19 protein-coding genes are annotated in these 26797 nt (G+C 60.4%); 10 read left to right on the top strand and 9 right to left on the bottom strand.

The annotated features are described in order from the left end of the window. From WCA10_RS17145 to WCA10_RS17130, 4 genes are all read right to left on the bottom strand, one after another. Positions 1 to 1017 (bottom strand): M24 family metallopeptidase (locus tag WCA10_RS17145; RefSeq protein ID WP_472823731.1); only part of this gene is annotated, 1017 nt, incomplete at its 3' end. Between the two features lie 112 nt (positions 1018 to 1129). Continuing rightward, entirely contained in the window at positions 1130 to 2446 is a 1317-nt protein-coding gene (locus WCA10_RS17140; protein WP_472823730.1) for an MGH1-like glycoside hydrolase domain-containing protein, read from the bottom strand. Positions 2447 to 2530: 84 nt separating this feature from the next. Next, positions 2531 to 2848, bottom strand: coding sequence for an EthD family reductase (locus WCA10_RS17135; RefSeq protein WP_472823729.1), 318 nt, complete (start codon positions 2846 to 2848; stop codon positions 2531 to 2533). A 42-nt stretch (positions 2849 to 2890) separates the two neighbouring features. Continuing rightward, positions 2891 to 5437, bottom strand: a complete 2547-nt coding sequence (locus tag WCA10_RS17130) for an alpha-glucuronidase family glycosyl hydrolase (protein WP_472823728.1) — start codon at positions 5435 to 5437, stop codon at positions 2891 to 2893. A gap of 133 nt (positions 5438 to 5570) precedes the next feature. Here WCA10_RS17130 and WCA10_RS17125 point away from each other — a divergent pair, with 133 nt between their 5' ends. The 7 genes from WCA10_RS17125 to ruvA all read left to right on the top strand — a co-directional run bounded on the left by WCA10_RS17125 (position 5571) and on the right by ruvA (position 15066). Further along, a complete protein-coding gene (locus tag WCA10_RS17125; protein ID WP_472823727.1) occupies positions 5571 to 5897 on the top strand; it encodes a PadR family transcriptional regulator in 327 nt (108 codons plus the stop codon). 26 nt (positions 5898 to 5923) lie between these two features. Then, positions 5924 to 8563, top strand: coding sequence for an ADOP family duplicated permease (locus WCA10_RS17120; protein WP_472823726.1), 2640 nt, complete (start codon positions 5924 to 5926; stop codon positions 8561 to 8563). A gap of 21 nt (positions 8564 to 8584) precedes the next feature. Then, positions 8585 to 11227, top strand: coding sequence for an ADOP family duplicated permease (locus tag WCA10_RS17115; protein ID WP_472823725.1), 2643 nt, complete (start codon positions 8585 to 8587; stop codon positions 11225 to 11227). A 207-nt stretch (positions 11228 to 11434) separates the two neighbouring features. Further along, the gene (locus WCA10_RS17110; RefSeq protein ID WP_472823732.1) at positions 11435 to 12397 is read left to right on the top strand and encodes an Ig-like domain-containing protein; all 963 of its coding nucleotides are present in this window, start codon (positions 11435 to 11437) and stop codon (positions 12395 to 12397) included. A 188-nt stretch (positions 12398 to 12585) separates the two neighbouring features. After that, positions 12586 to 13800, top strand: coding sequence for a glycine C-acetyltransferase (locus WCA10_RS17105; RefSeq protein ID WP_472823724.1), 1215 nt, complete (start codon positions 12586 to 12588; stop codon positions 13798 to 13800). A 52-nt stretch (positions 13801 to 13852) separates the two neighbouring features. Next, on the top strand, positions 13853 to 14479 hold the full coding sequence (locus tag WCA10_RS17100) for a cysteine hydrolase family protein (RefSeq protein ID WP_472823723.1): 627 nt from the start codon (positions 13853 to 13855) through the stop codon (positions 14477 to 14479). Next, the gene (ruvA, locus tag WCA10_RS17095; RefSeq protein ID WP_472823722.1) at positions 14476 to 15066 is read left to right on the top strand and encodes a Holliday junction branch migration protein RuvA; all 591 of its coding nucleotides are present in this window, start codon (positions 14476 to 14478) and stop codon (positions 15064 to 15066) included. Before WCA10_RS17100 ends, ruvA begins: the two co-directional genes overlap by 4 nt. A 22-nt stretch (positions 15067 to 15088) precedes the next feature. Here the strand turns inward: ruvA and WCA10_RS17090 are convergent, their stop codons facing one another. After that, the gene (locus WCA10_RS17090; protein WP_472823721.1) at positions 15089 to 15919 is read right to left on the bottom strand and encodes an oxidoreductase; all 831 of its coding nucleotides are present in this window, start codon (positions 15917 to 15919) and stop codon (positions 15089 to 15091) included. A 146-nt stretch (positions 15920 to 16065) separates the two neighbouring features. On the opposite strand from WCA10_RS17090, the gene WCA10_RS17085 reads away from it, so the two are divergent. The 3 genes from WCA10_RS17085 to WCA10_RS17075 all read left to right on the top strand — a co-directional run bounded on the left by WCA10_RS17085 (position 16066) and on the right by WCA10_RS17075 (position 18045). Continuing rightward, on the top strand, positions 16066 to 16809 hold the full coding sequence (locus WCA10_RS17085) for a DUF2461 domain-containing protein (RefSeq protein ID WP_472823720.1): 744 nt from the start codon (positions 16066 to 16068) through the stop codon (positions 16807 to 16809). 377 nt (positions 16810 to 17186) lie between these two features. Then, a complete protein-coding gene (locus WCA10_RS17080) occupies positions 17187 to 17483 on the top strand; it encodes an HU family DNA-binding protein (RefSeq protein ID WP_472801348.1) in 297 nt (98 codons plus the stop codon). A 136-nt stretch (positions 17484 to 17619) separates the two neighbouring features. Beyond that, positions 17620 to 18045 (top strand): DUF4260 domain-containing protein, encoded by a 426-nt coding sequence (locus WCA10_RS17075; protein ID WP_472823719.1) that lies wholly within the window; start codon positions 17620 to 17622, stop codon positions 18043 to 18045. Here WCA10_RS17075 and WCA10_RS17070 read toward each other — a convergent pair. From WCA10_RS17070 to WCA10_RS17055, 4 genes are read right to left on the bottom strand one after another with little or no spacing between them, the layout of a single operon-like run. After that, the gene (locus WCA10_RS17070) at positions 18029 to 18766 is read right to left on the bottom strand and encodes a methyltransferase family protein (protein ID WP_472823718.1); all 738 of its coding nucleotides are present in this window, start codon (positions 18764 to 18766) and stop codon (positions 18029 to 18031) included. The genes WCA10_RS17075 and WCA10_RS17070 overlap by 17 nt on opposite strands. A 52-nt stretch (positions 18767 to 18818) precedes the next feature. Beyond that, positions 18819 to 21452 (bottom strand): ADOP family duplicated permease, encoded by a 2634-nt coding sequence (locus WCA10_RS17065; protein WP_472823717.1) that lies wholly within the window; start codon positions 21450 to 21452, stop codon positions 18819 to 18821. 8 nt (positions 21453 to 21460) lie between these two features. Continuing rightward, on the bottom strand, positions 21461 to 24121 hold the full coding sequence (locus WCA10_RS17060; RefSeq protein ID WP_472823716.1) for an ADOP family duplicated permease: 2661 nt from the start codon (positions 24119 to 24121) through the stop codon (positions 21461 to 21463). Between the two features lie 11 nt (positions 24122 to 24132). Beyond that, complete coding sequence (locus WCA10_RS17055; RefSeq protein ID WP_472823715.1) at positions 24133 to 26790, bottom strand: ADOP family duplicated permease; 2658 nt, start codon at positions 26788 to 26790, stop codon at positions 24133 to 24135. Positions 26791 to 26797 lie beyond the last annotated feature (7 nt).

The following is a 26797-nucleotide window of genomic DNA, read 5'->3' as shown; positions in this document are numbered from 1 at the left end:
GGCATCGACATCGGCGGCCGGCACGCCCGGACGCGCGGCAGCCAGCGCCGCGGATTGCGCTCGCTGCACAATGTCGAAGACGGCTTTCATCTTGTCGGTCGGTTTGCCCAGGACGAAAGTGCGCGTGATGTCCGACGTGTAGCCCTCGACAGCGCAGCCATCGTCGAGCATGAGAATGGAGCCTTCGCGAAGCGTCTGCGGTTTGGCCGAGCCGTGCGGCAGCGCCGTAAATTCATCGACGTTGAGACTGGCTTCGCCTTCAAAGCCGACACGATGGTACGCGGCGGCGACAAGCGCATGTACCTCCGGCGTGGTCATGCCGGGCGTGAGCGACTGCGCCACCGCGCGATACACAAGCAGCGTGACATGGCACGCAAGGCGCATGCAGTCGATCTCGTGCGCTTCTTTGATCATGCGGCAGCCGGCAGTGATGGGCGTGGCTGAAACGAGATTCAGGTGCGGGCTGGCTGTGCGGATGCCGTCTGAAAAGACAAAGGCCATGTGCTCGTCCAGGCCGACAGTCCCGCTGCTAAGACCGCGATCCGCGAGCCCTTTGCCCAACAGCACATAAGGGCTTTCATCTTCCTGCCAGATCAGCACGTCGACGTTGCCGGCGAGCGGCCCGGCCGAAAGCAGATCATGCGCACGCCCCTCCTCGAATGCCGGACAGACCAGTAACGCCCTGCCGCGCGCCGGAATCACGAGCGCCCACAACCGTTCGCCGCCATGGAGCCGCAGGTCGGCAAAGTAAACCGAAGAGCTTGTGGAGTTGGCGAGAACGATGGCGTCGATTTTCGCGGAGGTCATTAGCCGACGGGCGCGCTCAATGCGTGCCTGACGTTCCACGTTCGTGAATGGCCGCGCCTGGCTGGAGAGGTCAGGCAACGCGGCAATAGCGGGAGGTGCTTCTTTGCCGGCGATGGCCTGCGCCGCCCGCGATGGGAGGACGGTGGCTGCGACCGCTGCGGTGGCAGCGCCGAGAAAGCTGCGGCGCGTAAATGCGGGTGTATAGGGCATGGGTCTCCGGGGAAAAGAGAGAAGATGGTTCCTTTCAGAATAATCGGTTCAACCGGGGCCGCAATCCCTGATCGCCAATTCCGAGAAAATACGCAACCGTTGGGCTGCAATTCTATTTCACGTCGTCGATTACCAGCGTCATGCAATGCTGCTGCGTGACTTCGCACTGCAGCATGTCTTCGGCCAGCAGATTCCAGCCAACGAAGCCCGCGAATTTTCCGCCGGGGGACTGCGCAACGGTGGGCGCCAGTCCATCGCCGGTCTCAGCATCGTAGTCCTCATGCATCGATCCCCACTTTTGAATGTCGCGATGGAGATCGGTGGCAAGCGTCAAGGCCAGCCAGTGGGCCTCGCCGTTGAATCCGTACCGTCGCAGCGCGATCCAGTCGAGAAAATTGGCATTGATCCAGATGGGGCCGCGCCAGTTGGAGTAGGGATTGATGATCGCCTCGTTGTTGTAGGCGGCGTCAAACCGCGACAAGCTGCGGAATCCGTGCTCCGAACGCATCTGCGCCGGGTTCAGCAGGTAGGCAGAGATCATGCGGCGGCCCTCATCGCACGGCAACAGGCCATCCATCAGCGGCAGAAAGTTGGACCACGCGACCACGCGGACAATCGCGCCCGTGTCGCGGCGGCGATTCCAGAACATACCATCGCGCGCCGACCATAGCTGCCGCAGCATGGCGTGACGCGTCGAGAGAACTTCAGCGCGATAAGCCTTCGCATCAGCCAGGTCCCCGAGTTGATCGGCGAGTACGGCCATCGCTGCATATTCGCGCATCGCATAGATCGAGGCATCGACGGCAAGGATGGCGCTGCGATCCTTCTCACCGTTTGTAAGTGCGGCATTGTTGTCGGCGCCGGACTGCATGGCGTTATCCCAGTACCAGAGCTTCCACTTCTCGTCGTACTGCGTGCGGCGGCGATAGTCGAGAACGCGCTTCATCGCAGGCCATACGGGGCGGAGCCATTCGTAGTCGTTGAGATCTTGCGCAGCGATCAACGCACCCTGCGCGAGGAAGGGCTTCATCGCAAACTTTCCGAACAGCGGGCGCGGGCCTTTCGGCGTAATGCATCCGGCGACATAGCCGTCGGCGTCCGCGGAGCCTGCGAATCCGAGAACCCAGTCGCGGAGATACTTCGCGTTCGCTGGGTCCTGGTTGGCCCAGTGCAGGCCGATGAAGAAGCCGTCCCAGTCCCACATCTGGTTGTAGTAGCCGGCGGGGATGAGGTACGGATGCTGGATGTATCCGTCGGCCGGGCGAATAGTTTGCGGTGCGAGGCGATTAAAGTCGGCGGTAAGTTCGCGCAGGAGGAGGGTGGGATTGTGCTGGTCGGGAGGGTCTTGGGCGGCGGAGAATGCGATGCCGATCAGAATCACGGAGATGATGGGAAGATTGATACGAAGGACTCTTCGAAGATTCTGCACGTGGAAATCATAGCGCCGTTCAAGCGGGAGCGTCTGTGTTCGTCTGTATCCACGCTGAATTGTCGGGTCAAAGTTTGCGGGTGCTTAGACGGGAACAACTTCACTCACCTGCACGACACTCTCTCCGCTGTAATATTTCCGCTGGTCCGCAATCAGTTCCGGCGCCGTCGCGGCCAGAGCGACGTCAAGCTCCAGCATGGTCTCGAAGTAGAGATGGCCGATGGCGTGATAATGCGAGGGCGTGCCGGGCGGAAAGGCGCCGATGCCGCGATCGACTTCGATCCGGACGAGCCCGCGCGGCGAAAGCAACTGGCGCGCGACAACGAGGTGCGGTCCGAGGTAGTAGTTCCAGTCAAAGGTCGATCCGGCTGTAGTGGGATACATCACGCTGAGACGAACCATGAGTTCGGAATACATCCCGGGAAGACGGGATGTCAATGAAATCTAGGGCGCAGGTGTTGCCGGGTAAGTTTCAACGTAGTCGAATGCTGCGGGGTCATGACCGTTCGGCGTGCCGGCAATCCGGATTGTGTCGCGCGGCTTGAGTGCGACGTCGTAGACGATGTGCCGCGTAGAGTTGTCTCCGTGCAGGTGCGGCGTCGGCAGCATTGCATCGGCCGACCACGAGGCATCCGGCACTGGCTGCTGGCCGTTGACGCTGAGCGCGAATTTCGCAACTCCATCCTGCAAATCGAAATATTGGACGGCAATGTTGAAGCGGCCGGCGGCGCCGTTATACGTCCATTCGGCAGAGCAAGTGGCCAGCTCGCACGAGACAGCCTTCCCGCGGCTGGCGTCTTCCCACGGATTGACGTCGATGACTTTGTACCCGGCAAGGCGAGCATTTTCAGCTTCAAGACGATTTGGATAGTGGCCCGCGCGGCCGGTTTCGTCAGGAATTCCGCTAAGCTTGAGAAAGTATTGCGTCACCGCATCGCGCCATGCCACGGCGTGACCGGCCTGGTAGATGAGCCGAGGCAGCACGCTCGCGTGGAGCTCTGGATCGATGCGACCCTTGAGCGACTCCCATTCAGGGACAAACCTTGCCGCCTGCGCCGCCCCCTGGTAGTGCGAGTCGTAAAGATACTGGATCACCGTTTTTCCATCGTGCAGCTTGTAGGTATAGGGCACATGGTGAAAGAAGAGGAGCAGATCGTCAGGCGTCGTGGCCTCGTTCTCGTAGATCTTCGCAACCTCGGGCTGGTACTGGCCGACGTAGCCTGTTCCCGTCGCGACCGTGCGATCGAAGCCAACGCCTTCGTGATCTGCCTTGTGCCACTGCCCCCAGCCGTTGCGCTCGCTCGACTCAATGTTCGGTCCGTAATGGCTGCCGGTGATGTCGGTCAGCGTCTGCAAACCGAGAGGCCCAGTGTAGCTTTCATACGCGAGCCAGCTTTGCATCAACATTGTGGCGACAGTGCGCACAACCGACGGATCATTGGAGATCGTCTGACGTGTCCATTCGGCGACGATCTGTTCCGGCGTGAGATTAGGATCCCACGCGAGCCGCCCGAATGCATACAGGTTGGCAAGAGCCAGCGGCGACCCAAGCCACGCCTGCTGGCCTACACAGGCCACGCCCACCATTCCACCCAGCGGCCGATGAAAAGCCTGTCCGGCAATAACCTGCTTTACCGGTGTGGAAGCGCCGTCGACGCGCATGTCGAAGTCGAGGACCTCTTTCCACATGGGTGCGAGATAAACGAGGTGACGTTGCTGTCCCATGTACTCCTGCGTGATCTGGAGTTCCATCGCCTGGCTCGTCTGCGGAAGTCCGCCGAAGAGGGGCGAGACCGGCTCGCGCGCCTGGAAGTCGATGGGGCCTTCCTTGGTCTGGATAATGACGTTGGGCGCGAACTTGCCGTCGAGGGGATGAAAGATGTCGTAGGCGGCGCGGGCGCGGTCGGCTTTCGGATCCTGCCAATCGAGGTGATGGTTGTAGACGAAGGCGCGATAGAGCACTACGCCGTTGTGCATCACAAGGGCCGCGGCGAGGGTGTTTGCGGCGTCGGCCGGCGTGCGGCCAAAACTGGCGGGCCCGGGTTGGCCTTCGCTGTCAGCCTTCACCGTGAACCCCGCGAAGTCGGGAATAAGATCGTAGATTTCGTTGACCTTCTTGGCCCACCACTTTTTGACAGCCGGGTCGAGTGGATCGAAAGTATTCAGTCCGCCAATTTTCTGCGGGCTCGCAATATCGGCGGAGAGGCCGACGCGCACCCCGTATGGCCGCATGGCTTCGGCAATGCGGGCAACTCCCTGCAGCATCTCCGGCGTCAGAAAATCCGCCCCGTTGTTCACGTTGTTCAGATTGCAGCCGTTGACGCCGACCGATGCCAGCAGGCGCGCGTATTCGGCGACGGGAGCGAGGTCTTCGCGGACGTGCCCATGGTCGAAGAAGATGCTGCGCCCGGCGTAGCCGCGCTCGACGGAGCCGTCGAGATTGTCCCACTCGTCGACCCAGCGAATGGGCATGGCGGGGCGCTCGCGCAAGTTGGCATTGCTCATGTCAGCGCCCTGCGCGAGATTCCGCAGGAATGCGAAGACCCCGTAGAGAACGCCGCGGTCGCTGCCGCCAATAATGTCGATTTCGCGTGTCAGGTCGCCATGCCGCGCGGAGATGAGGAACTCATCGGGCTCGAGGGATGGCACAGCGCTTTTTGGATGGACCGCGCGCATCTCCTGCGCAGTGCCGAGAAGGATCTTGTTGGGACCCATTTCGAGCGGAGCGCCTCCAGAGAGCGAGAGAAGTCCGCGACGAAGCTCGATCGCCGCGGTTTGTTCGAGGAGAGTCTGCCGCAGAGTGTCTACACGCGTCGGGACCGTGAGCGGCTTGCCGACCGCGCGGTACTTGAGCCAGGCCTGGGCCGCATTCTGCGCGAGTGACGTTGCCGGAAAAGCTACAAGGGCTAGGAACGCAATAACGGCAAACCTCTTCTTGAAGAAGGGGCTCCAGCTCGATCGGCATCCCCACACCGTGATCAAACTCCGCATCCCAACGTTCTATCATCCCCAGCCGACACGGGGCTTTTTATTCCCTGATCCCTAATCCCTATTCCCTGCCTTCTTGACACGCCTAGCCCTCTATGCCTAGACTTCTCCATACCAAGATTGCTAGGGGTGAAACATGGCGAAGAACGATCTTCAGGGGACACTCGACTTACTTGTCCTCAAGACGCTGGATCAGAACGGCGCACTGCACGGCTACGGCATCGTGCTCCACATCCAGAGCGCTTCCAATGACATGCTGCGCGTGGAAGAGGGTTCGCTCTATCCGGCTCTGCATCGCATGGAGCAGAGCGGCTGGATCGCCGCGGAGTGGGCATTGACCGAGACTAACCGACGCGCCAAGTATTACAAGCTCACTGCCACCGGACGCCGCCAGCTGCAGCAGACCGAAGAAAGCTTCGATCAGCTGGTCAAAGGCGTACGCGCGGTGCTGCGCTACGCCTGAGGTTCGTCTTTCTCGGAGGTTCTGCCATGGCTGTTTTTCACCGCATCTTCAATCTTTTTCGCAGCTCCCGCGTAGACCGCGACATCCTCGACGAACTCCAATCGCATATCGACCTGCGCATTGAGTCAAACCTCGCCGCAGGCATGTCGCCCGAAGAAGCGCGCCGCGACGCCCTGCTTCGTTTCGGCAACCCTACTTCCACGCGCGAACGCGTAGCCTCTGCCGACGCCGTCCTGAGCCTGGCATCCGTTTGGTCTGACGTGCGCTATGCCGGACGTCAATTAGTGAAGTCTCCAGGGTTTGCTATTACCGCGGTGTTGACGCTCGCCATTGGTATCGGGGCAAATACGGCAATCTTCAGCAGCATGGACGCCGTCGTGCTGCATCCGATTTCCGTGCCCGATTTGAATCGGGTGGTGACGCTTGCCGAAGAGCAGGGCGCTGGAAACTATCATTCGGTTGCCTTGGCGAATTACTACGATTGGAACCGGCAAAACGGTTCGTTTGAGCAACTGGCCGTGCGCACCTACGCGGATATGAGCCTGACCGGCGCTGGCGATGCAGCGCATGTTCAGGCGGCGCTGACGTCGGCGAATTTCTTCAGCGTTCTCCGCGCGCAGCCGCTGCTGGGCCGCGTCTTCGCCGATAGTGAGTGCCAGCCGGGTCGCGATGCCGTGGCTGTTCTGAACTACGGTTTCTGGCAGCGGCGCTTTGCCGGCGATCCATCGATCCTGGGCCGCCAGATCGAGCTTGACCAGCGCGTATTTACCATCGTCGGCGTCATGCCCAAGAGCATGCAGTATCCGTCGATGGCCGACCTTTTTCTGCCGCTGGCGCCGACTCCGCAGCAGGTTGCTGACCGCAGCACCCATGACTACCTCGTGATCGGCCGCCTGCGCGGCGGAGTCACGGTCAAACAGGCCCAGGCCGAGATGCGCATTGATGCCGAGCGGCTGGCAAAGGACTATCCGGCAACCAACCTTGGCTGGTCAGTGAAGGTTGAGCCGCTGCTCGACGGCATCAATGGCGAGTCCACTCCGCTCTATTACCGGATGCTGATGGGCGCTACTCTCTTTGTCCTGCTGGTAGTCTGCGCCAACATAGCCAACCTCCAATTCGCCCGCGGCATTGCGCGCCGTTCTGAAATCGCCATGCGCTCCGCCCTCGGCGCCAGCCGCTTGAGGATCATGCGCCAGTTGCTCACCGAAAATGTCCTGCTGGGAATGGTGGGTGCCGGCGGTGGCCTGCTTCTGGGCGGCATCTACCTCCATTTCCTCATCATCAACATGCCTGCGCGCATCGCGCGCTACATGGCGGGATGGTCCAACACTTCGTTGAACGGCCGGGTCATGGCCTTCTCTCTGCTCATCGCATTGGGCGCCGGAGTGATCTCAGGCATTGCGCCCGCCATCGAGGCCATGCGCATGAATCTCATGGATCAGCTGAAGGCTGGGTCCCGCGGCGCCACAGGATCAGGGCGTCATCGCCGTCTTAGGAATGTCTTCGCCGTCTCGCAAATCGCTCTCGCCGTCGCCCTCGTGATCGGCGCGGCCCTGATGTCGAAAGGCATGTTGCACCTGCTGCACCTGGGAGACGTGTACAAACCCGAAAAGGTGCTCACGTTCAACGTGACACCGCCAGCGACCCGTTACAACAAACCGCAGAAACTTGCTGCCTGGTATTCCGACAGCCTTGAACGGCTGCGCGCTCTTCCCGGCGTCACGCATGCCGATGTAGCCGCCGCGCTGCCCTACAGCGATAACGGGTGGATGCAGGACATGGTGATTGAAAACCGTCCTGCCGTACCCGGAAAATTTCAAAGCGCGCTTCGCATTCCGGTCAGCGACGGATACTTCTCTGCTTTCCATCTTCCCGTGATCGCAGGTCGCGCGCTGAACCGAGGCGACAACCTGAACTCCCAGCCAGTCGCCGTGGTAAGCAGAAGGTTCGCGGCGCAATATTTCGGTGGGGAAAACCCGCTCGGCCATCGCGTGCGCATGGGCAATTTAAACGACAAGAAGGAATCGTGGCTCACCATTGTCGGCATCGCGGAAGACACCAGCTACTCCACATGGGACCAGTCGATCCAATCCGTCGTCTACATGAGCGCGACGCAGATACCTCCGCCCGGCGTGACGTATGCGGTCGTCACGGACGGTGATCCCCTCGCCCTCGCTCTCCCCGCACGGAAGGCCCTAGCTTCGATCGATTCCACGTTGCCGCTCGATGCGGTAATGACTTACCAACAATCTCTGCATGAAGCGTTAACCGGGCTGATCGACGCTTCTGTGATGCTGGGAATCGATGCGCTCATCGCTCTTTTCCTCGCGGCCATCGGCATCTTCGGCGTCATGGCGAACCTTGTCGGCGAGCAAACGCGGGAGATCGGCGTTCGCCTTGCGATGGGCGCACCCAGGGAACGTGTGCTGGCCATGATTTTGCGCCGGGCTTCGTGGCTCACGGCAATCGGGCTCGGCTGCGGTCTGCTCCTGGCTTTTGGCCTCGCCCAGCTCGTTGCCAACCTTCTGCGCGGCGTCAGTCCGCACGATCCCGTCATCTTCGGCGGAGTATCCACTGCCATTGCGGCGATCGCGCTTGCATCAAGCTGGATTCCTGCCCGACATGCCGCAAAAGTTGATCCCATGCAAGCCCTGCGAGGCGACTAACCAAAGACAGGAGACTTTCCCATGGCTCTCTTCCGTCGATTTGCGAATTTGTTCCGCCAGTCCAAAGTCGATCACGATATCGACGCCGAATTGCAGGCGCACATCGACCTGCGCATCGACGCGAACATAGCCGCGGGTATGTCGCTGGATAAAGCCCGCCGCGATGCGCTCGTGCGCTTCGGTAATCCCACCATGACCAGGGAACGTGTCGCCGCCTCCGACGCGCACCTCAGCCTCGCCGATCTGGGCCGCGACCTTCGCTACGCCGCGCGCCAGTTGCGCCGCTCGCCGGGATTCGCGCTGACCGCGATTCTTACCCTGGCCCTCGGCATCGGCGCGAACGTCGTGGTCTTCGGGGTGATGAACGCCATGATTCTGCGGCCGCTGAATGTTGCGGGTGCGGATCGCCTGCTGGAGTTAGCAGGCGCGAGGCCGGCTGACGACAACCAGTCTTACCCCGACTTCGTCGACTTCAAGACGCGCAACTCAACATACACAGATATGGCGGCATACCGTCTGGGGTACGTAGGCCTGAGTTCCGGCGGCACCGCGCAGAAGTCCTGGGAATACGAGGTCTCAACCAACTACTTTGACATGCTGGGTGCGCAGCCGCAGGTCGGCCGCTTCTTTCACACGAGCGACGAGCACGGTCCCAACTCGGCTCCCTACATCGTGCTGAGTGATGCCACGTGGCGCACACGATTCAACGCCGACCCGCGCGTCGTGGGCACCACCGTCGACCTCAATAAGCATCCCTTCACCATCATCGGAGTGGCGCCGAAGAACTTCAATGGAACGGAAATCTTCTTCTGGCCTGAATTCTGGGTTCCGATGGTCAATGAAGAGCAGATCGAAGGCTACAACTTTCTCACCAAACGTGGAAGCCACGGGCTCTTCGTGGTCGGGTCGCTGAAACCCGGAGTAACGCCGCGCCAAGCCGAAGACAACCTCACCGCTGTTGCGCACCAGATGACGCGCGAACATCCAACCGACGATGACGGTCTTACCGTTCGCCTCGTCAAGCCTGGACTTCTCGGAGATACTCTCGGCGACCCTGCGCAGCCGTTTCTGGCCGCAATCATGGCGCTTGCGCTGCTGGTATTGCTTGCGGCCTGCGTCAATCTGGCTGGCATCTTCGCCGCGCGTGCGGCGGATCGCAGCAGGGAACTGGCAATCCGGCTCTCGATCGGCTCGACGCGCTGGCGCATTCTCCGTCAACTGCTCACCGAAGCAGTAGTGGTTTCACTAGCCGGAGGCGCGCTGGGGACCCTTATCGCGACGGGCATGCTCAAAGTGCTCACCCAGTGGCAGCCCATCAGCGAATATCCCATCCACGTCACCGTTATCGCAGACAATCGCACATACATCATCGCCGTGTTGCTTTCGTTCGCCGCCGGAATCTTGCCCGGCCTTTTGCCCGCGCGCCAGGTATGGAAGACCGATGCCACCGACGCCATGAAGAGTGGAACGATTTCTGCCAAGATCATGCGCCGTCTCACCCTCCGCGATCTCCTGCTCGGCATCCAGATCGCGATGTGTGCTCTCCTATTGACCGCGTCGCTTGTGGCGTTGCGCGGTATGGATCGCTCCCTGCATGCACCGATGGGCTTTGTCCCGCAGGGCACGATGGTCGCCGATACTGACATGCACATGGCTGGCTACTCAGACGACTCTGCATTGCCGGTCCAGCGCCGCATCATTGAACAGGCCTCGCAACTCCCCGGTGTTCAAGCCGCAGGCACCATCGACTCCTTGCCCCTGGGCGGCGGCGGCAGCAACTGGTCGGTCTATCGCGAGGGAACCACGGACCTGCGCTCCTCCAACAGCGTGATGACGCCGCACAGCTACGGCATCTCGCCGGGATATCTCAAAGCCGCCGGAACCACCCTGCTCGCAGGCCGCGATTTTACCTGGGACGACAAGTCCAAAACGCCGAATGTCGCGATCGTCAACGAGTTCTTCGCCCGAACAATGTTCGACAGCAATCAGTCGGCAATCGGCCGCTACTTCCTCGGTGGCGACAAAACAAGCTATCAAATCGTCGGAATCGTCGAGAACGGCAAGTACGAAATGTTGACGGAAGATCAGGGCCCTGCGATGTTCTTCCCGCTTGCGCAGGCCCACGAGGCGAACACCATTCTGATTGTGCGGTCTGACCTGCCGCCCGCTGAAATCGCTTCCGCCCTGAATCGCATGTTCACTGGCATCGACGCGAGCATGCCTGTCATCCTGCGTACCTGGCCAGACAGGCTCTCGCTCGCCCTTTTCCCGCCGCGTATCGCCACGGCCGCGCTTGGAGTCATGGGACTTCTTGCGGCCATGCTCGCGATCACCGGGGTCTTCGGCATGGCAACCTACACAGTCTCAAAACGCATGCGCGAGCTCGGAATTCGGGTTGCTCTCGGTGCGCACCGCGCCCAGTTAATGCGTGCGGCACTCGGCCGCCCCATGCTTGTACTGCTTTCCGGATCGCTGGCAGGCCTGGTGCTGGGCGTGCTTGCCAGCCGGCTGCTCGCTGGACTGGTCTATGAGGCCACTCCGCGCGATCCGCTGGTGCTCATCGGAGCCGTGCTTGCGATGGCCCTCATTGGCCTCGTCGCTACCTGGATTCCGGCTCGCCGTGCCATCACCATCAATCCCGCGCAACTGCTCCGGCAGGAATAACCGGCGGCGCTCGGGACCGGTCGCCGGCATGGGCGGCCCCGGCAAACTTCCCTATTGCCGGCTGATCCGTCCAACCCCTGTATCCCCAGGAAACTGAAGCACCGGCTGGTCGCCGCCCCGACCCAAGCCGGATACAATGGGAGTACGCGCGAAAACCGGGCGAATACCGATTTTTCTTCGAATCTGGAGCAGGTGCACGTGATACGTATGTTCCGCCGCGGTCTGCGGCTCCAATGGCTTGCTGCACTGTGCGTTGCGGTTGTAATGCCCGCACTGGCAGCCCCCGCCGCAACTTCGCAACGAGCTACACAAACCTCGCTTCGTATCGACACCCGCGACGCGAATGGCCGCACACAGGCCACGCTCTCAATGGCGGTTATCGGCTCGGATGGCCAACCGGCCGCAGGATCGATCGCGATTCAGGATCGGGGTAAGCCGCTGGCTGGCATTGTGCTCGATGCTGCAGGGCGGGCAACGGCAACCATTGACCTCGGAGGCGGCGATCACAGTCTTTCCGCCGTATACACCGGCGACCCGGCGCACCTGGGCTCAAACTCTGAAGTCACGCCAGTGCATGCGGTCTCCGGTACTACTCCCGATTTCTCTGTTTCGATCGCGCCCGCAACTCTGTCGCTCAAGCAAGGACAGTCGGGATCGGCGACCGTTTCCGTTACGCCGATCAATGCCGCGTCGCTGACGGCGCCGATGTTCGTAACCATCTCCTGTTCTGGCCTCCCCGATCAGAGTGCCTGCTCATTTACGCCGGAGAATATTGAGATTCCCGTGGGGGCTACCGCCGCCATCAACAGTTCCGTGGTCATCGCCACACAGGCCACTTCGCTGGCCAAGGCCGAACCGAACCTGAATCGCGGAGTACAGCCCGTTGCCTTGGCTTTTCTGCTGCCCGGCGCGCTCGTTCTCGGCGGAATCGCCTTTAGCGCGCGCCGGCGTCGCTTCTTGAGCCGTCTTGTATTGCTCGCCCTGGTCACGTTCGTTTCCGTGCTTGGCACCGTTGCCTGCGCGCCGCTCTATAACTACCGCAACCATGGGCCGCCGTATAACCTTCCGACGCCCGCAGGCAGCTACAACGTGACCATCGCCGCGCAATCGAGCAATGGAGTTACCGCAACCACGCATACCACGACCATTGCCCTGACCGTCACGCATTAGCGCAGGCACTCGGAGTGACTCCTACCTCCGCACTCACCCTGTCAATCCGCTCAAATACAAAATCCCCGGTTCATCTCTGACCGGGGATTTTGCTTGCTGCCTTGACAAAGCGTTATTGACAGCCCGTCCCGTCTCTTGGGTCGACATCCCGCCCTTTCCGCTATCCTTTCAGGTTGAGGGGTATTGCCATGACAGAGACGGCTACGCGTCCACAACTTGCATACTTGACCGATGTGTTGAACGATCTGCGGGCGAAGGGAACGTATTTCAAACTGCGCATCCTCGACGATCAACAGGCCCCGCTGTGCCACTACGATGGCCGCGAAGTGATCAATCTGGCCAGCAACAATTACCTTGGCCTCGCCAATCACCCCAAGCTCATCGAAGCATCGCTGAAAACCACAAGGGAACTCGGCGTCGGTTCCGGTGCGGTCCGCACGATTGCCGGTACCATGCGCATTCACATGGATCTCGAAGAGAAGATTGCCCGCTTCAAGAACGCCGAAGCCTGCGTCGTCTTCCAGAGCGGCTTTGCAGCCAATGCAGGTACGGTGAGCGCAATCCTCGGCAAGGAAGACTTCATCCTCTCGGATGAGCTGAATCACGCCAGCATTATTGATGGCGCACGCCTGTCGCGGGCAAAGATCAAGGTCTTCCGCCACAAGGATGTCGGTCATTGTGAGGAATTGCTGAAGGAAATTGCCGGAGAGCCCGGCCACAAGCTGGTCATCACCGACGGCGTCTTCTCCATGGACGGCGATATCGGCCCCGTCGACAAGCTCGGAGCGCTGGCCGAAAAGTACGGCGCCATCATGATGGTCGACGATGCGCATGCCTCCGGCGTTCTCGGCCGCAACGGCCGCGGCAGTGTCGATCACTTCGGTATGCACGGTCGCGTGGATGTGCAGGTGGGCACGCTGTCAAAGGCTATCGGCGCGCTGGGCGGCTATGTCTGCGGGTCGAAAGATTTGATTGATTATCTCTACCACCGCGCGCGACCATTTCTGTTTTCCACGTCGCATCCGCCGTCGGTCGCGGCCACCTGCATCGCGGCCTTCGACATTCTGGAGACAGAACCCGAACGCATCGACCGCCTCTGGAAAAACACCCGGTACTTCCAGGGTGAACTCAAGCGCGCGGGCTTCAACATCGGTGGCGTGAATACCCCGGCAACCGAGACACCGATTACCCCCGTGATCGTTGGCGAGGGACGCGCCGCAATGGACTTCTCCCGTGCGCTGTTCGACGAAAGCGTCATGGGCACCGGCATCGCATTTCCGACAGTCCCCGAGGGCAAGGCGCGCATCCGCCTGATCCTCACCAGCGAGCATACGAAAGAACAACTTGATCGTGCGCTCGAAACATTGGAGCGCGTTGCGAAGCGAATGGGGATACTTGCCTAAAGTGGCCGCGTATTGTCAGGGAATAGAATTAGGAAGACCTTGACCTGGCGCAATGGGAACCGACATCTCCTTCCATATTTCGCGCACCGCGATTCTCGCCCTGGATTGCCAGGCTGGCATTGTGTCGATCTACGTCCAGCCCCCGGAAGAGTTCCTGAAGCGCGCTTCGAGTGTGCTCGCGGCGGCGCGGCAGGCTGGTATGACAGTTATCCAGGTACAAGTTGGCTTTCGCCCAAGTTTGCCGGAGGTTAGCAGCCGGAACAAGCTCTTTGCCGGGCTCAAAGCGAATGTACAGCACCAGCAACTTTTTCAGGGCGCGGCCGGTGCCATCCACCCGGCGCTCGGACCCGAACCGGAGGACATTGTTGTAACGAAACATCGCGTGAGCGCCTTCACCGGCACAGATCTCGAAATGCTGCTTCGCGCGAATGAGATTGAAACGCTTGTGTTGTTTGGGATCGCGACGAGCGGGGTCGTCCTATCCACGCTGGTGCACGCTTTTGATTCTGATTACAGGACGATCGTGATCGGCGACTGCTGCGCGGATCGTGATATGGAGCTTCACAGCGCCCTGCTTGACCATCTGTTCCCTAAGCGCGGGGAAGTTTTGACTGCGGATCAATTTGTGATGGCCTTGCAGAGTGCTCAAGCTCTTGCCGAAGACCGAGGAAAAGAATGATCGCGCATCTTCGCGGCGAGCTGATTCACAAACAACCGGGCCAGGCCATCGTCGAAGCCGCTGGAGTGGGATACGACGTCGTTATCTCCGTGCCGACCTTCACCTCGCTGCCGAGCGTAGGTGCGGAAACATCGCTCCATATCCACACGCAGGTCAGCGAAGACCAGATCGCCCTCTTCGGCTTTCTCGATCGCGAAGAGAAGCGCCTCTTTGAGCGGCTCATCACCGTCAGCGGCGTTGGCCCCAAGCTCGCCATCAAAATTCTCTCCGGCCTCTCGCCCGAGCGCACCGTGCAGGCCATTCGCGCGCAGGATCATGCGCAGTTGACGCACATTCCCGGCGTAGGCAAAAAGCTGGCCGAGCGCCTCGTTGTCGAGCTTAAAGACAAGTTGGATGACTTCGCCGTCGCGCCCGTTCCATCGGCCGTCGCCGGCCCCGCCGTGGACGACGTGCTCTCAGCCTTGACCAATCTCGGCTATCAACGCCCCGCCGCCGAAAAGGCAATCGAGCAATCGGTCGCAAAGGACAAAGCACTTGCCGCCGATTTCGATGGCCTCTTCCGAGCAGCGCTGAAGGTGATTCGCTAAAGAGCAGCTCTTGCCGGCGAGTTCACTCGTCGTAGCCCAACGAAACAGATAGCTCGCGCCAGCTTTCGAGTTCGGTTCTTGTTCCCTCTAACTTCTGCTCGAACATACCGACGGCATCGGAACCCGCCAGGAACCGGAGCGGCGGATTGCTGCTGTTGACGATGCGCAACAAGGCAAGGGCAAGCTTGCGCGGATCACCCGCCTGTTTCCCGTGCATCGTGGGTGCAGACCTGCGGACCGCGCCCGCCGTTTCGCCGTAGTCCTCGATCTCAGTTGCTGCGTATTGCAGTGCTTCAAGGGCGAGGAGTTCGGTACGAAAGTAGCCGGGTTCCGCAATCGTCACGCGAATACCCAAGGGGGCCACTTCTTTCGCCAGCGCCTCGCTCAATCCCTCAACGGCAAACTTGGTACCGCAATAAGCGGATATTCCGGCATCGGCATGAAAGCCACCGACCGAACTGACGTTGACGATGTGTCCGGCGCGTTGCCTGCGGAGAACTGGAAGCGCGGCCCTGGTGACGTTGATCAACCCAAAGACATTGGTCTGGTACTGTGCCAGCGTCTCTTCAACGCTGCATTCTTCGAGCGCACCGCACAATCCATATCCTGCGTTATTCACGAGAACGTCGATCCGGCCAAATCTCTCCACTGCGGCTCCCACAGCTCTGTCGGCATCTGCTGGTTGAGTCACATCCAGAGTAAACGGCAGAAGCAGTTCCGAGCTTCCAAGAGCTCTGGTCACACTTTCTGCGCTCCTGCTGGTGGCGACGACGGAATCGCCGAACTCAAGAGCTGCCTTCGCGAACTCCGCTCCCATGCCTCGGCTCGCACCGGTAATGAACCAGGTTTTCATAATGTGATTTGTACCATGCTGATTGGACTGTATTGAGGAGAGATCCGGATACGAGCCTCTGCGTTGCTGCAAACTTTTCGTTTTCCTCAGGAAATACGCCCCCTGTGCATGCATCGCCTCGTGCGCTCGCCTACACTTGCAAACGTATGCCACACGCAGCTAAATCTTCTCCCGCAACACCGGCACCCTATCTTCGACCCGAAGCAATTACATTTCTGCGCAACCTCGCCAAGCACAACGACCGCGACTGGTTCGCCCCGCGCAAGCCGCAATTTGAAGCGCAGTTGAAAGAGCCCATGCTCGCCATCGTCCGCAAGATCACCGACGCCATGACCGACTTCGCGCCGAATCATGTGCGCCCCGCAGAAAAATCCCTGTTCCGCATCTATCGCGATACACGCTTCTCACACGACAAGAGGCCCTACAAGACGCACGTCGCCGCATGGTGGTCCCACCAGGGACTCGAAAAAACTTCCGGCGCTGGTTACTACTTCCAGGTGAGCCCCAAGGGCGTAGTGATTGCCGCGGGCGCCTACATGCCCGAGAAGGAACAACTGGCGCAGATACGCAACTGGCTGCTCGACAACCACGAAGACTTTCGCAAAATCCTCCGTAAGCCGGCAGTGCGCAAAACCTTCAGCGAGTTTGAAGGCGAGGCGTTGACGCGGCCGCCCAAGGGCTTTCCGCCAGACCACCCTGCCATCGATCTGATCCGCTGCAAGCAGTGGGGTCTTAGCACGACGCTTCCCGTGGGATCGGCGCAGCGCAAGGATTTTGCCAAGGTGCTCATCAAGCATTTCAAGCTGCTCGCACCCATGGTGGATGCGCTGAATACGCCTATTGCCGCCGCCGCTGCGCCCAAACGAAAGGTGCTTTTCGGCCTCAACTAGCGCACCCGACCAACCGGCTACTGCAGCTGAAATTGCCCGTATTTTGGGGTTCCAGCGCCCTCCTCTCCTCAAAAACCGGCAAAAACAGGCCTTTTCGGCCTAAATACCCACAAATACCTGAGAAAATTGTGGAAAACCGGCGTTTTTCCATTGACTTTAGGCCATCCCAAGCCGCATTGTTACGAACGACAGGGTTCTCGAGAACCCGCATAAATAAAGGGGTTTCGTGCATATGTTGCCTCCAGGCGTTTTCGGCGTGAAGTTCGAAACGCGACGGTCGCACTACCCCATGCGGTACGCTTCATGGCTTCTTGCAGTCATCTGAAAGAGGCCGGGCGGCGGGATACCAGGCAACAACTAGCGAAGGAGAACATCACATGGCAACTGGAATGACCAAGACTGGACTTACCCGGCATATGGCCGAGAAGCTCGAATTGACCAACAAACAAGCGGCCGCTTTCCTTGATCTTCTGGCTGAGACCGCCATCAAGGAGACCAAGAAGAACGGCGTATTCGTGATCCCCGGCATCGGACGCCTCGTCAAGGCGGAGCGCAAGGCGCGCATGGGCCGCAATCCCCAGACCGGTGAAGCAATCAAGATCAAGGCAAAGACCGTAGTGAAGTTCCGCGTGGCCAAGTCCGCCAAGGACACCATCGCGCCGCCGAAGAAGTAGTTTTTCCTGAGGGGTGCTGTACAAGCTGGGGAAGAGCTTTCGCTCTTCCCCAGCTTTCTTTTCCGGCTTCCAGTCGCACCCTGCAGCCTCACGAATATTTGCGCATACCTAGGCTGCCCAGCCACATCAAAGGGCCATGGCTACCTCGGTGAACACAATCCTTCGATCCAGCGCCGCCGTTAGCGGCTCGGTGCTGACCTTGCTGCGGCTGGAAGGCTTGGCAGTGGCCGCAGTAACGGCAGTGCTGTACGCACGCACCGGAGCAAGCTGGTGGCTCTTCGCCGCCCTGTGGCTCACGCCCGATCTGTCGATGCTCGGCTATCTTGCTGGATCGTGCTGGGGCGCGCGCACCTACAACGCGGTACATACCTACGTGGTGCCCGGTGCCCTCGCGCTCAGCGCCTTATTCCTGCACGCGCCCGCGGTGTTGCCCTTTGCGCTCATCTGGGCAAATCACATCGCCGTCGACCGCCTCATGGGCTACGGCCTCAAGTACTCCGACGGATTTGGATTCACTCACCTCGGCCGCCTCGGCAAGCGCAACGCTACTTTGCCGAGTTGATCTTGACGCCAGGCATCAACGCGCGCACCACGAGCGACGCTCCGAAAAAGACAAGGATAATGCGACCGGCAAGCTCGAGGTCGTAGTTGCGCGAGAAAACCACAATCGCGATGAGAATGCCGATTGGCGTCAGCTCGGCCAGCATTGCGCGGAGCCAGTGCGGCTTGGCCCCTGTGGGCGCGGGTGCTCCGCGAAGGCGCGGGATAAAGCGAGGCACAGCGCGCATGTAAGCCAGGTAGGGCTCACCGAGCCGCGCGGTTAGAAAGGCCTCTTCGCCGAGGGTCAGCCGAACCGCAAATATCCCGATCAGGATTACGGCAAACGCCGCGCCGCCGGCCGGCATCAGAAATGCTGCCGCGATCACCATGCACCAGAGGCCGATGTAGAGCGGGTTCCGCATGTAGCGATAAGGACCGTCGGCCATCACTTTCCCCGCCACCATGTTGAAGCTGTTGACGGTGCCGGCGCCAAGGTAGGCGGTTCCCCAGACGCGAAATAGGGCGCCTTTAGCGGCGATCAGCGTGGCGATGATCAAGAGCAACGGAGTCGCAACCGTAAACGACGCTATGCCGGTGCGGCTCAACTCCAATGCCAACCACCCCAGCAGCGGGATGCGGTGGCCAATATGCCAGGTCTCGATCCAAGGCGCCCAGAAACCAAGAATGATAATGGCGGCATTGATCACCATGCGCAGCCGGAACTCAATCGCACTTGCTCCCATTTCATGCCCTCGCGCCGGAGTGTATCATCCGCCGCATTGGAAAATGCGATTGCTACTCCCAGCGCAGCGCCGTCATCGGATCCGTCTTCATCGCACTCCGCGCCGGGATCAGGATGGCGATCAGAGCCACCAGCCCCAGCAGCACGCTAACGACCCCAAAACTAACTGCGTCGTGCGGGCTAACACCAAACAGCACGCTCCCCAGCACTCGCGACAACGTTAGCGCTGCCGCCAGCCCAATCGCGCCTCCGATCAAGACGAGGCGCAATCCTTCGCGCAGAATGAGCCGCATGACGTCGCCGCGCGTCGCGCCCAGCGCCATCCGTATGCCAATCTCCTGCGTCCGCTGTGCCGCCATGAATGCAACCACGCCATACAGCCCGATAATCGCCATCACGAGCCCCGTGAGCGCGAAGAACGTGAGCAGCGCCGTCTCGAACCGCGGACGATCGGCAAGCCCGCTCACGCGTTCGTTCAAGGTCTCGATGTCGACCGGAACGGTTGAGTCGATGGCGCTGATTTGCGCGCGGATCCACGGTGCCATTGCAGCCGGCGCAAGTGCCGTCTTCACCACAAGCGCTGCCGAGTGCGGCTGTTGCCAGTCCTCCGCTTCAGAGCGCCAAAGTTGGTAATACTCAGGTTCATCCTCTTTGCTAAGCCCCGAGTTTTTGACGTTTGCCGCCACGGCCTGGACCGTAAACCACGGCCCACCCGGCACCGGCTTCACGCGCTGCCCCAGCGGATCCTGACCTGGAAATAATCGCGAGGCTAATGCACTGTCGATGATCATGAAGTGGTCGCTGGATGTGCGCTGATCTTCAGTGAAATTGTGTCCGCGCACAACAGGTATATCGAGCGCGTTGAAGTAGTCAGGCGTCACCCAGCGCCAGGCGACCATGCCGCCGGTCCCGCCTGTCATCGGAGGACGTCCCGCGACCTCCATGATGCTGTATATATGGTCGCGATGAAGGCCACCCGGCGGTACTGAATCACTCAGTCCCACCGATGCTGCTCCCGGAAGCCTGCGTAGCGCCGCCTCGGCTTGGAGAAAGAACTGCATCCTGGCCTGCGGCGTTGTAAATGTGTACCGGTTAAGAGAAATTCTCGCCGCTACTACCCCGGATGTCTGCAGGCCCAGAGGCTGCGTCTCCATACTGGTGAAACTGCGCATGAGCAATGCAGCACCGGCAAGCAGAATCACGCTGGTGGCAATTTGGCAAGTAACCAGGATCTTCCGCATGATGGCTCGTGCGCCCGACGGCAGCGTTCGCGCTGCCAGAGCAAGGGAGCGCGGCGCGTGCAGAGCCGGAATGATTCCGAATAAAAGTCCGCTCACTACGGCAATCCCTACCGTAAAGCACAAAATGCGCGCATCCAACTGGGCTCGGCCGAGAAACGGCAGGCCTGATGGGGCGATGGCGACAAACACACGCAACAGTCCTTTAGCCACGCTGCATCCCGTCGCGGCTCCCAACGCGCACAGGATGATTGACTCGATCAGTGTCTGCCGAATCAAGCGATGCCGGCTCGCGCCCAGCGCAGAGCGGACGGCCAGTTCTCGCTCGCGCGCCGCGGCACGCGTCAATAGAAGGCTCGCCACGTTGGCGCAGGCAATCAGCAGGACCGCCAATACCGCTCCGAGCAATATCCATGCCGCCTTGCGAGCGTCCTGCATCTGCCGGTCCCGCACCGAACGTACACGCAGCTTTACCTCACTGCGAAAACGGGCTGGCGCCAGGCTGAGAGCGTGTTCGAACTCGGGCTGCATTTGCTCCGCTGCCTGCGCTGCGGTGATTCCTGGCTTGAGTCGCGCGAAAGCAAACATCACCCGATCTGGATCAACCTTGCTTACATCAACCGCCTGCGGAACAAGTATGTCGGCTTGTTCCAATGCAGGCATCTCGAAGTTGCTCGGCAACACGCCGATCACCCGCACCTGACGTCCATCGATATCGATCAGCCTGCTCACAATGCCAGGATCGCGATTGTAATGGCTGGTCCACAAACCGTATGAAATTAGCGCAACCCGCGGGCCATTCGGCCGGTCTTCCTCAGGCAGAAAATTACGGCCAAGGATGGGCGAGAGGCCAAGGCAGGAAAGAAAATTGGCATCCACGCTAACGCAACTCAGATGTGCCGGATTGTGTTCCGTCAAGTCGCATGCACTCGCCCCGGCTTCAGAGGTAATTGCCGTAAAAGGAGTTTGATGATCGCGCCATTCGTAGTACCACGCCCCCAGTACAAATTCCTGCGGAATAATCGGAGCAGTAAGCCCCACTGATACCAGCCGATCGTCATGCGCATAAGGCAGCGGCCTGAACAGAATTCGATCCACCACGCCGAACACCGCCGTCGTTGCGCCAATACCGAGCGCCAGCGTGAGAATCGCGGTAATGGCGAAAACGGGATTGCGCCCGAAGCCGCGTAGCGCATAGCGAACGTCACGCAGAATGTTTTCAACCCATGGCAGCGTGGCGCGGTCCCGATACGCCTGACGGACCTGCTCCATCCCCCCGATGCGCAGTAACGCCTGCCGCCGGGCCTCCGCCTCACTCAGCCCACTTCGCACGCCTTCGCCGATCTCCGCCACAAGGTGCGCCTCAAGCTCGCTGTCAAGTTCGTCCCCGATCCGGCGTGCAATAAAGATGCCGCGCACTCTCAACCATAACGCTCGCAGTTTTCGCATCCCGCCTCCTAATCTGCGCGTAGCGCGTCCATGGGGTCAACAGCAGCGGCGCGCCGTGCAGGAATCCACGCCGCCAGCAACGCGACCATTGCCATCAAAAGGGTCACGAGGCTGAAGGTCAGCGGATCGATCGCGCTCACCTCAAAGAGAAAACTGTGCAGCACACGCCTCAATGCAACCGCACCCACAAGTCCGGCCACGCATCCCGTCGCCGCCAGGTACAGACTCTGCCGCACCACGCCCAGCACAATCTGCCATCTCTGCGCGCCCAGCGCCAGGCGCAACCCGATTTCGCGCGTGCGCCAGCTCACGATATACGAGATCAGGCTATACACACCTACGGCGCCAATAATGATCGCCAGCGCTCCAAATCCGAGCAGCAGTATGGCCAGCGCCCGTGGTGCCGCCACCGACGTCGAAACCAGGTCATCCATCGTGCGCACCCGCGTGACAGGCACCAATGAGTCGATGCCTGCCACCGCGCTGCGCAAACCCGACGCCGCCTCGCCAGCACTGCTGCGCGTGCGCAACACGGCAAACATCACTGGCAGCGCCCGGTCCGTAGTCATCGGCAGATACACCTCATCGCGGAATCCTTCCTCCAGGCTTCCCTCCCGCGCATTGCGAACAACGCCAACCACGATGGAGGCCTTCTCTTGACTCCACACTGCCGGCGACGGCTCGTCCACCACATCCTCCAGGTGTTTGCCGATCGGGTCCTGGTTGGGCCACAGGTGTTGCGCCATGTGCTCATTCACAACTACGGCATGGGAGGTTCCCGCCGAGTCCTCCGCATCGAGCAGCCGCCCGCGCACCAGGCGCAGGTTCAGCGTGCTGAAATAGCCCGGCGAAACAATTCGCCCGGTAGCAAGCCGCGCGCCTTCTCGCGCATCGCGTGGATGATCCTCCGCGTCGTACACGTAGTTATCCTCGCGTCCGCTCATGGGAAGTGAATCCACAAACGCCGCTCCCTCAACGCCGGGAATGCTCTGCATCCGATCGAGCAGCGCTGTAAAGAACGATGCGCAGCGTCCCTTCTGCTTGCACGCGGACGCGTCGAGAGAAACCTCGGCCGTGACCGTGTGGTCGGTGCGAAATCCCGGATCGACCTGCGTCAGCTTGTAGAGGCTGTGCAGCACCAGTCCGGCCGCCGTGATCACCAGCACCGTGAGCCCAATCTGCGCCACCACCAGCAGCATCGAAATCCCAAACCGTGAGCCGCTCCCCAGCAATGCCCTCCCACCCAGCCGCAGCGTACCCTGCAGGTTGAGCGACGCCATCTTGATCGATGGAATCAGCCCGAAGATCAGCCCCGCTAAGATCGCCGCGCATAGCGTGAAAACCACGTCCCCGGCATGCAGCGAGACATCCTCGATGCGCGGTGTATCCGCCGGCAGCAGATGCACAAACAGGCGCAGGCTCGCGAAGCCCGCACCCAGCCCGACGATCCCGGCCATCACCCCGATGACAATGCTCTCTGAAAGAAGCTGCTGGACGAGCCGTCTCCCCGAAGCCCCCATTGCGCTGCGCACGGCAAGCTCGCGCTCACGCGCCATGGCCCGCGCAAGCGTTAGGTTTGCCACATTTGCACAAGCGATCAGCAGAATCAGACCTACTGCCCCAAACAGCAGCAGCAGTCGCGGACGCATCGACCCGGTCTGTGATTCAAGAAGCGGCACTGCCGTCATGTCCGAAGCCCAGATGTCGGGCATCCGGAAGGGGAATATCGGCAGTAGCACGGTATGCAGTCTGCGCAATTCCGCCTGCGCCTGAGCCGGTGTGGCCTCGTCGGCCAGCCGTCCAAATCCCCGTAGATCGAAGATGCTCCACGCATCGAACACATCACTGCCGCGAAACGAAACAGGAATCACAAACTGCGTGTCCGCGTAAGGAAAGCGAACGCCCGCCGGCATCACCCCGATAATCCTCCTCGAAATGCCGTCGATGCGCATTTCGCGCCCAATTGCGGAGGGCTCGCCGCCAAAATGCTGCCGCCAGTACCCATAGCTGAGCACCACATCGTGATCCTGTCCCTCAAACGCATCACCAGCAGAAAAGAAATTGCCCAGTGCGGGATGAATCCCCAGCGTGTCAAACGCATTCACCGTCACCTTCGCGCCAAACACGCGATCCGGCGCATCCGATTCCGAGATATTCGATTCCGCATCCGGCCCATACCCCGCAACCGATTTCAGCGCCGTCGCATGCGAACCCAGTTCGCGAATCCAGGCCTTGGGAAACGTCGGCGAGTTCGTCCCCACAATGCGCACGAGCCGGTCCTGGTGCGCATAGGGAAGCGGTTGCAGAAGGATGGAGTCAATCAGCGTGTAGATAACCGTGTTAGCGCCGATTCCAAGCGCCAGTGTTAGCACCGCGGTGATGGTGAAACCCGGTGCGCGCCGCATTTGCCGCATGGCAAACCGCGCATCCTGCAAAATGCTTTCGATCAGTGGCAACGTTGCACGATCGCGATAAGCCTGGCGGGTCTGTTCCGCACCGCGAAGACGCAGCAGTGCCTGGCGCCGCGCTTCCTCACGGCTCAGTCCCTCGTGTGTCGCAGCGTCAACGTCCATCGCAATGTGGCTCTCGAGCTCCACATCAAATTCAACGGCCTTGCTGCGCACAAAAACTCCACGCAATCTCAACAGAAATGCTCGCAGTTTGTTCAAGACAGTTCCTCCTATTCGGTACGCAGCGCCTGCATGGGATCAATGGAAGCGGCTCGCCGCGCCGGCACAAATGCGGCCAACATGCCGCAGACAATCAGCAAGACAGAAACAGAAATCACCGTCAGCGGATCGTGATCGCTGACACCGAACAAGAACGACTTGAGCAGGCGCGTCGCGGCCCATGCGCCTGCAAGTCCGGTAACCAGGCCGGTGCCAACCAGCAAAGCGGCATTCTTCAGAACGAGGTACAACACGTCCACGCGCGCAGCGCCCAGTGCCATGCGTATGCCCACTTCGCGCGTGCGCCGATTCACCGAGAACGCCATAAGCCCATAAAGCCCCACCAGTGCCAGGAGCAACGCAATCACCGCGAACGCCGTGAACAACGACGTCTGGAATCGCCGCCGCGCACTCGCGATCGAGACCAGGTCGCCCATAGTCTGAACATCGGAAAATGTTACATCTGGATCGGTCGCTTTCAGCGCCAAACGAATCTCATTGGCCATCGCTGCGGGTGGAAGCACTGATCGCACGGCCAGCGAGCTTTCGCGCGAATCGTAGTTTGGGCTGTACATCTGGGCCTGCGGCTCCTCTTCCAGACTTGTGTGGCGTACGTCGGCAACTACGCCGACCACCGTGCCCCATTGCGCCTGCTTTTCGTCCGTGCTGATCCGTCCGCCAATCGGATTGCGATTGGCAAAGTAGGTCCGCGCAAATCGTTCGTTGATGATGACGGGGTGCGCGGGACCCGGATCGTCGCTTTCGCTAAAGTATCGTCCAGCGATGAGTGGAATATGCATCGCGTCAAAATACTTGGGCGTAATCGATCGTGCTTCGACGATTTGACCTTTCTGGTTTGCGAAGCCATCAACCCTGAAGGTGGAAAGGCTCTCGCTCTTCGCCAACGGCAGGTCACTGACCGCGCCAACCGAAATCACTCCCGGAAGTTTGCTGATTCTATCGAGGATGCTCTTGAAGTAGGCTGCGCGACCCGACTGTGCTTGGCTGTAGCTGTCGCCGAGAGCCACATTCATAGTCAAAGTGGATTGAGAAAAGCCCGTATCCACCGAGATGACATTGATGTAGCTGCGCATCAGCAGTCCGGCGCCAGCCAGGATCACCACCACCATGGCTGTTTGCGCGATGATCAGCGCACTCTGCAAACGGCTGTGCCCTGCTGCTCTTCCCGATGCGTTGTTCGATTTCAGAAACTCCGTAAGTTGCATGCGCGAAGCGCTCGCAGCGGGCAGCAGGCCGGCGACCATGCTCGTCAGCAGCGAAGCCGTGATTGCGGCCAGCAGCACACGCCCGTCAAGAGAGGCTTCATTCAGTCGCGGAATGTTGCCGGGATCGAGATGCGGCAGCACACGCAGGAAGAAAAGCGCAATCATAATGCCGACCGTGCAACCACCGATGCCAATCAGCAGCGATTCGGTCAGAAGCTGCCGGACCATTCGGCCGCGGCCAGCGCCGAGCGCGGAGCGCACGCTCAACTCGCGGCCGCGCTCTGCCGCGCGCGCCAGCAGCAGATTGGCTGCATTTCCGCAGGCAATCAGAAGCACGAGAGCGACAGTGCCGAGCAGCAGATTCATCAGCGGTCGCACCGGGCCAATGGAGAGGCCCGTAAAGCTCTCCACCAGCGCTCCCCAATCACCAAGCTGGCCAGGATATAGGCGGTCGAAACGCGTCATCATCGTGCCGAACTCCGACTGCGCCTGCTCGATGGATACTCCTGCGCGCAGCCGCGCAACGGCTACATTGTCATCGATGTCACGATCCGCCTTCTGTTTCGGCGTCAACGCGAGCGGTACCCAGATTCGTGTGGAAAGAATGTGCGGGTTTCCGTATGGCAGATCCGAGTTGAACGGGTACTCGAACTTGGGGGGCATCACGCCGATAATCTGATACATTGCGCCATCAAGTTGCAGCGAGCGCTTCAGCACGTCCGCGTTCGCCCCGTACATCGACACCCAAAGCGAATGGCTGATGACGGCAACCTTCGAGTGGCCGGGTTGATTGTCTTCAGCGTCTATCGTGCGGCCCAGTTCCGGCGTGGACTGGAGCGTTGCAAAAAACCCTTCGTCTACGCGTGCCGCTCCGACCGTCTGCGTCGCTCCCTGGGTCGGGACTTTGAACAGTGCCTGCTCGTACGAAGTCATATCTGCGAACGATTTATTCTCGCGCTTGATTTCATAGAAATCGCCATAGCGCGGACAGATCACTTCGGGCGGGATTTTGAGATTTACATTTGGAGTAAACAGATAAACTAGACGCTGCGGATCTCCATAGGGCAACGAGCGAATAAGCACGGCATTTACGAGACTGAAAATCGCCGTACAAGCGCCAATGCCGAGACCCAGCGTAAGCACAGCCGTCATCGTGAATCCCGGCGTCCGACGTAGGGTCCGCAGCCCATAGCGAACATCCTGTGCGAAGTTCTCGATCCACAAAAAGCCGCGTTGCTCTCGTTGGGCCTGTCGCGTTTGTTCCACACCGCCCAGTCGCAGCAGGGCTTGCCGCCGCGCCTCTACCGCATCGAGGCCCGCCTTGATCCCGGCTTCCGTATCCATCGCAACGTGCGCTCCCAGCTCCGCTAAGAATTCGTCGTCAGACCGGCGAACCTGTAGCGCACCAAGGAGCTGCATCCAAAATGCCCGACGCTTTCGCATGGCTCTC

Origin of the sequence: Occallatibacter sp. (assembly GCF_049582745.1) — a bacterium.
In the GTDB taxonomy this organism is placed as follows: Bacteria; Acidobacteriota; Terriglobia; order Terriglobales; family Acidobacteriaceae; genus Telmatobacter.
The sequence above is the reverse complement of the archived record's forward strand: the minus strand, read 5'-3'. Positions and strand labels throughout refer to the sequence as shown.

Bases quoted from the DNA above. Each gene is read 5' to 3' on its own strand.
- WCA10_RS17135 (WP_472823729.1), bottom strand. From the start codon at position 2,848: ATGGTTCGTCTCAGCGTGATGTATCCCACTACAGCCGGATCGACCTTT.
- WCA10_RS17130 (WP_472823728.1), bottom strand. From the start codon at position 5,437: ATGCGGAGTTTGATCACGGTGTGGGGATGCCGATCGAGCTGGAGCCCC.
- WCA10_RS17125 (WP_472823727.1), top strand. From the start codon at position 5,571: ATGGCGAAGAACGATCTTCAGGGGACACTCGACTTACTTGTCCTCAAG.
- WCA10_RS17120 (WP_472823726.1), top strand. From the start codon at position 5,924: ATGGCTGTTTTTCACCGCATCTTCAATCTTTTTCGCAGCTCCCGCGTA.
- WCA10_RS17115 (WP_472823725.1), top strand. From the start codon at position 8,585: ATGGCTCTCTTCCGTCGATTTGCGAATTTGTTCCGCCAGTCCAAAGTC.
- WCA10_RS17110 (WP_472823732.1), top strand. From the start codon at position 11,435: ATGTTCCGCCGCGGTCTGCGGCTCCAATGGCTTGCTGCACTGTGCGTT.
- WCA10_RS17105 (WP_472823724.1), top strand. From the start codon at position 12,586: ATGACAGAGACGGCTACGCGTCCACAACTTGCATACTTGACCGATGTG.
- WCA10_RS17100 (WP_472823723.1), top strand. From the start codon at position 13,853: ATGGGAACCGACATCTCCTTCCATATTTCGCGCACCGCGATTCTCGCC.
- ruvA (WP_472823722.1), top strand. From the start codon at position 14,476: ATGATCGCGCATCTTCGCGGCGAGCTGATTCACAAACAACCGGGCCAG.
- WCA10_RS17090 (WP_472823721.1), bottom strand. From the start codon at position 15,919: ATGAAAACCTGGTTCATTACCGGTGCGAGCCGAGGCATGGGAGCGGAG.
- WCA10_RS17085 (WP_472823720.1), top strand. From the start codon at position 16,066: ATGCCACACGCAGCTAAATCTTCTCCCGCAACACCGGCACCCTATCTT.
- WCA10_RS17080 (WP_472801348.1), top strand. From the start codon at position 17,187: ATGGCAACTGGAATGACCAAGACTGGACTTACCCGGCATATGGCCGAG.
- WCA10_RS17075 (WP_472823719.1), top strand. From the start codon at position 17,620: ATGGCTACCTCGGTGAACACAATCCTTCGATCCAGCGCCGCCGTTAGC.
- WCA10_RS17070 (WP_472823718.1), bottom strand. From the start codon at position 18,766: ATGGGAGCAAGTGCGATTGAGTTCCGGCTGCGCATGGTGATCAATGCC.
- WCA10_RS17065 (WP_472823717.1), bottom strand. From the start codon at position 21,452: ATGCGAAAACTGCGAGCGTTATGGTTGAGAGTGCGCGGCATCTTTATT.
- WCA10_RS17055 (WP_472823715.1), bottom strand. From the start codon at position 26,790: ATGCGAAAGCGTCGGGCATTTTGGATGCAGCTCCTTGGTGCGCTACAG.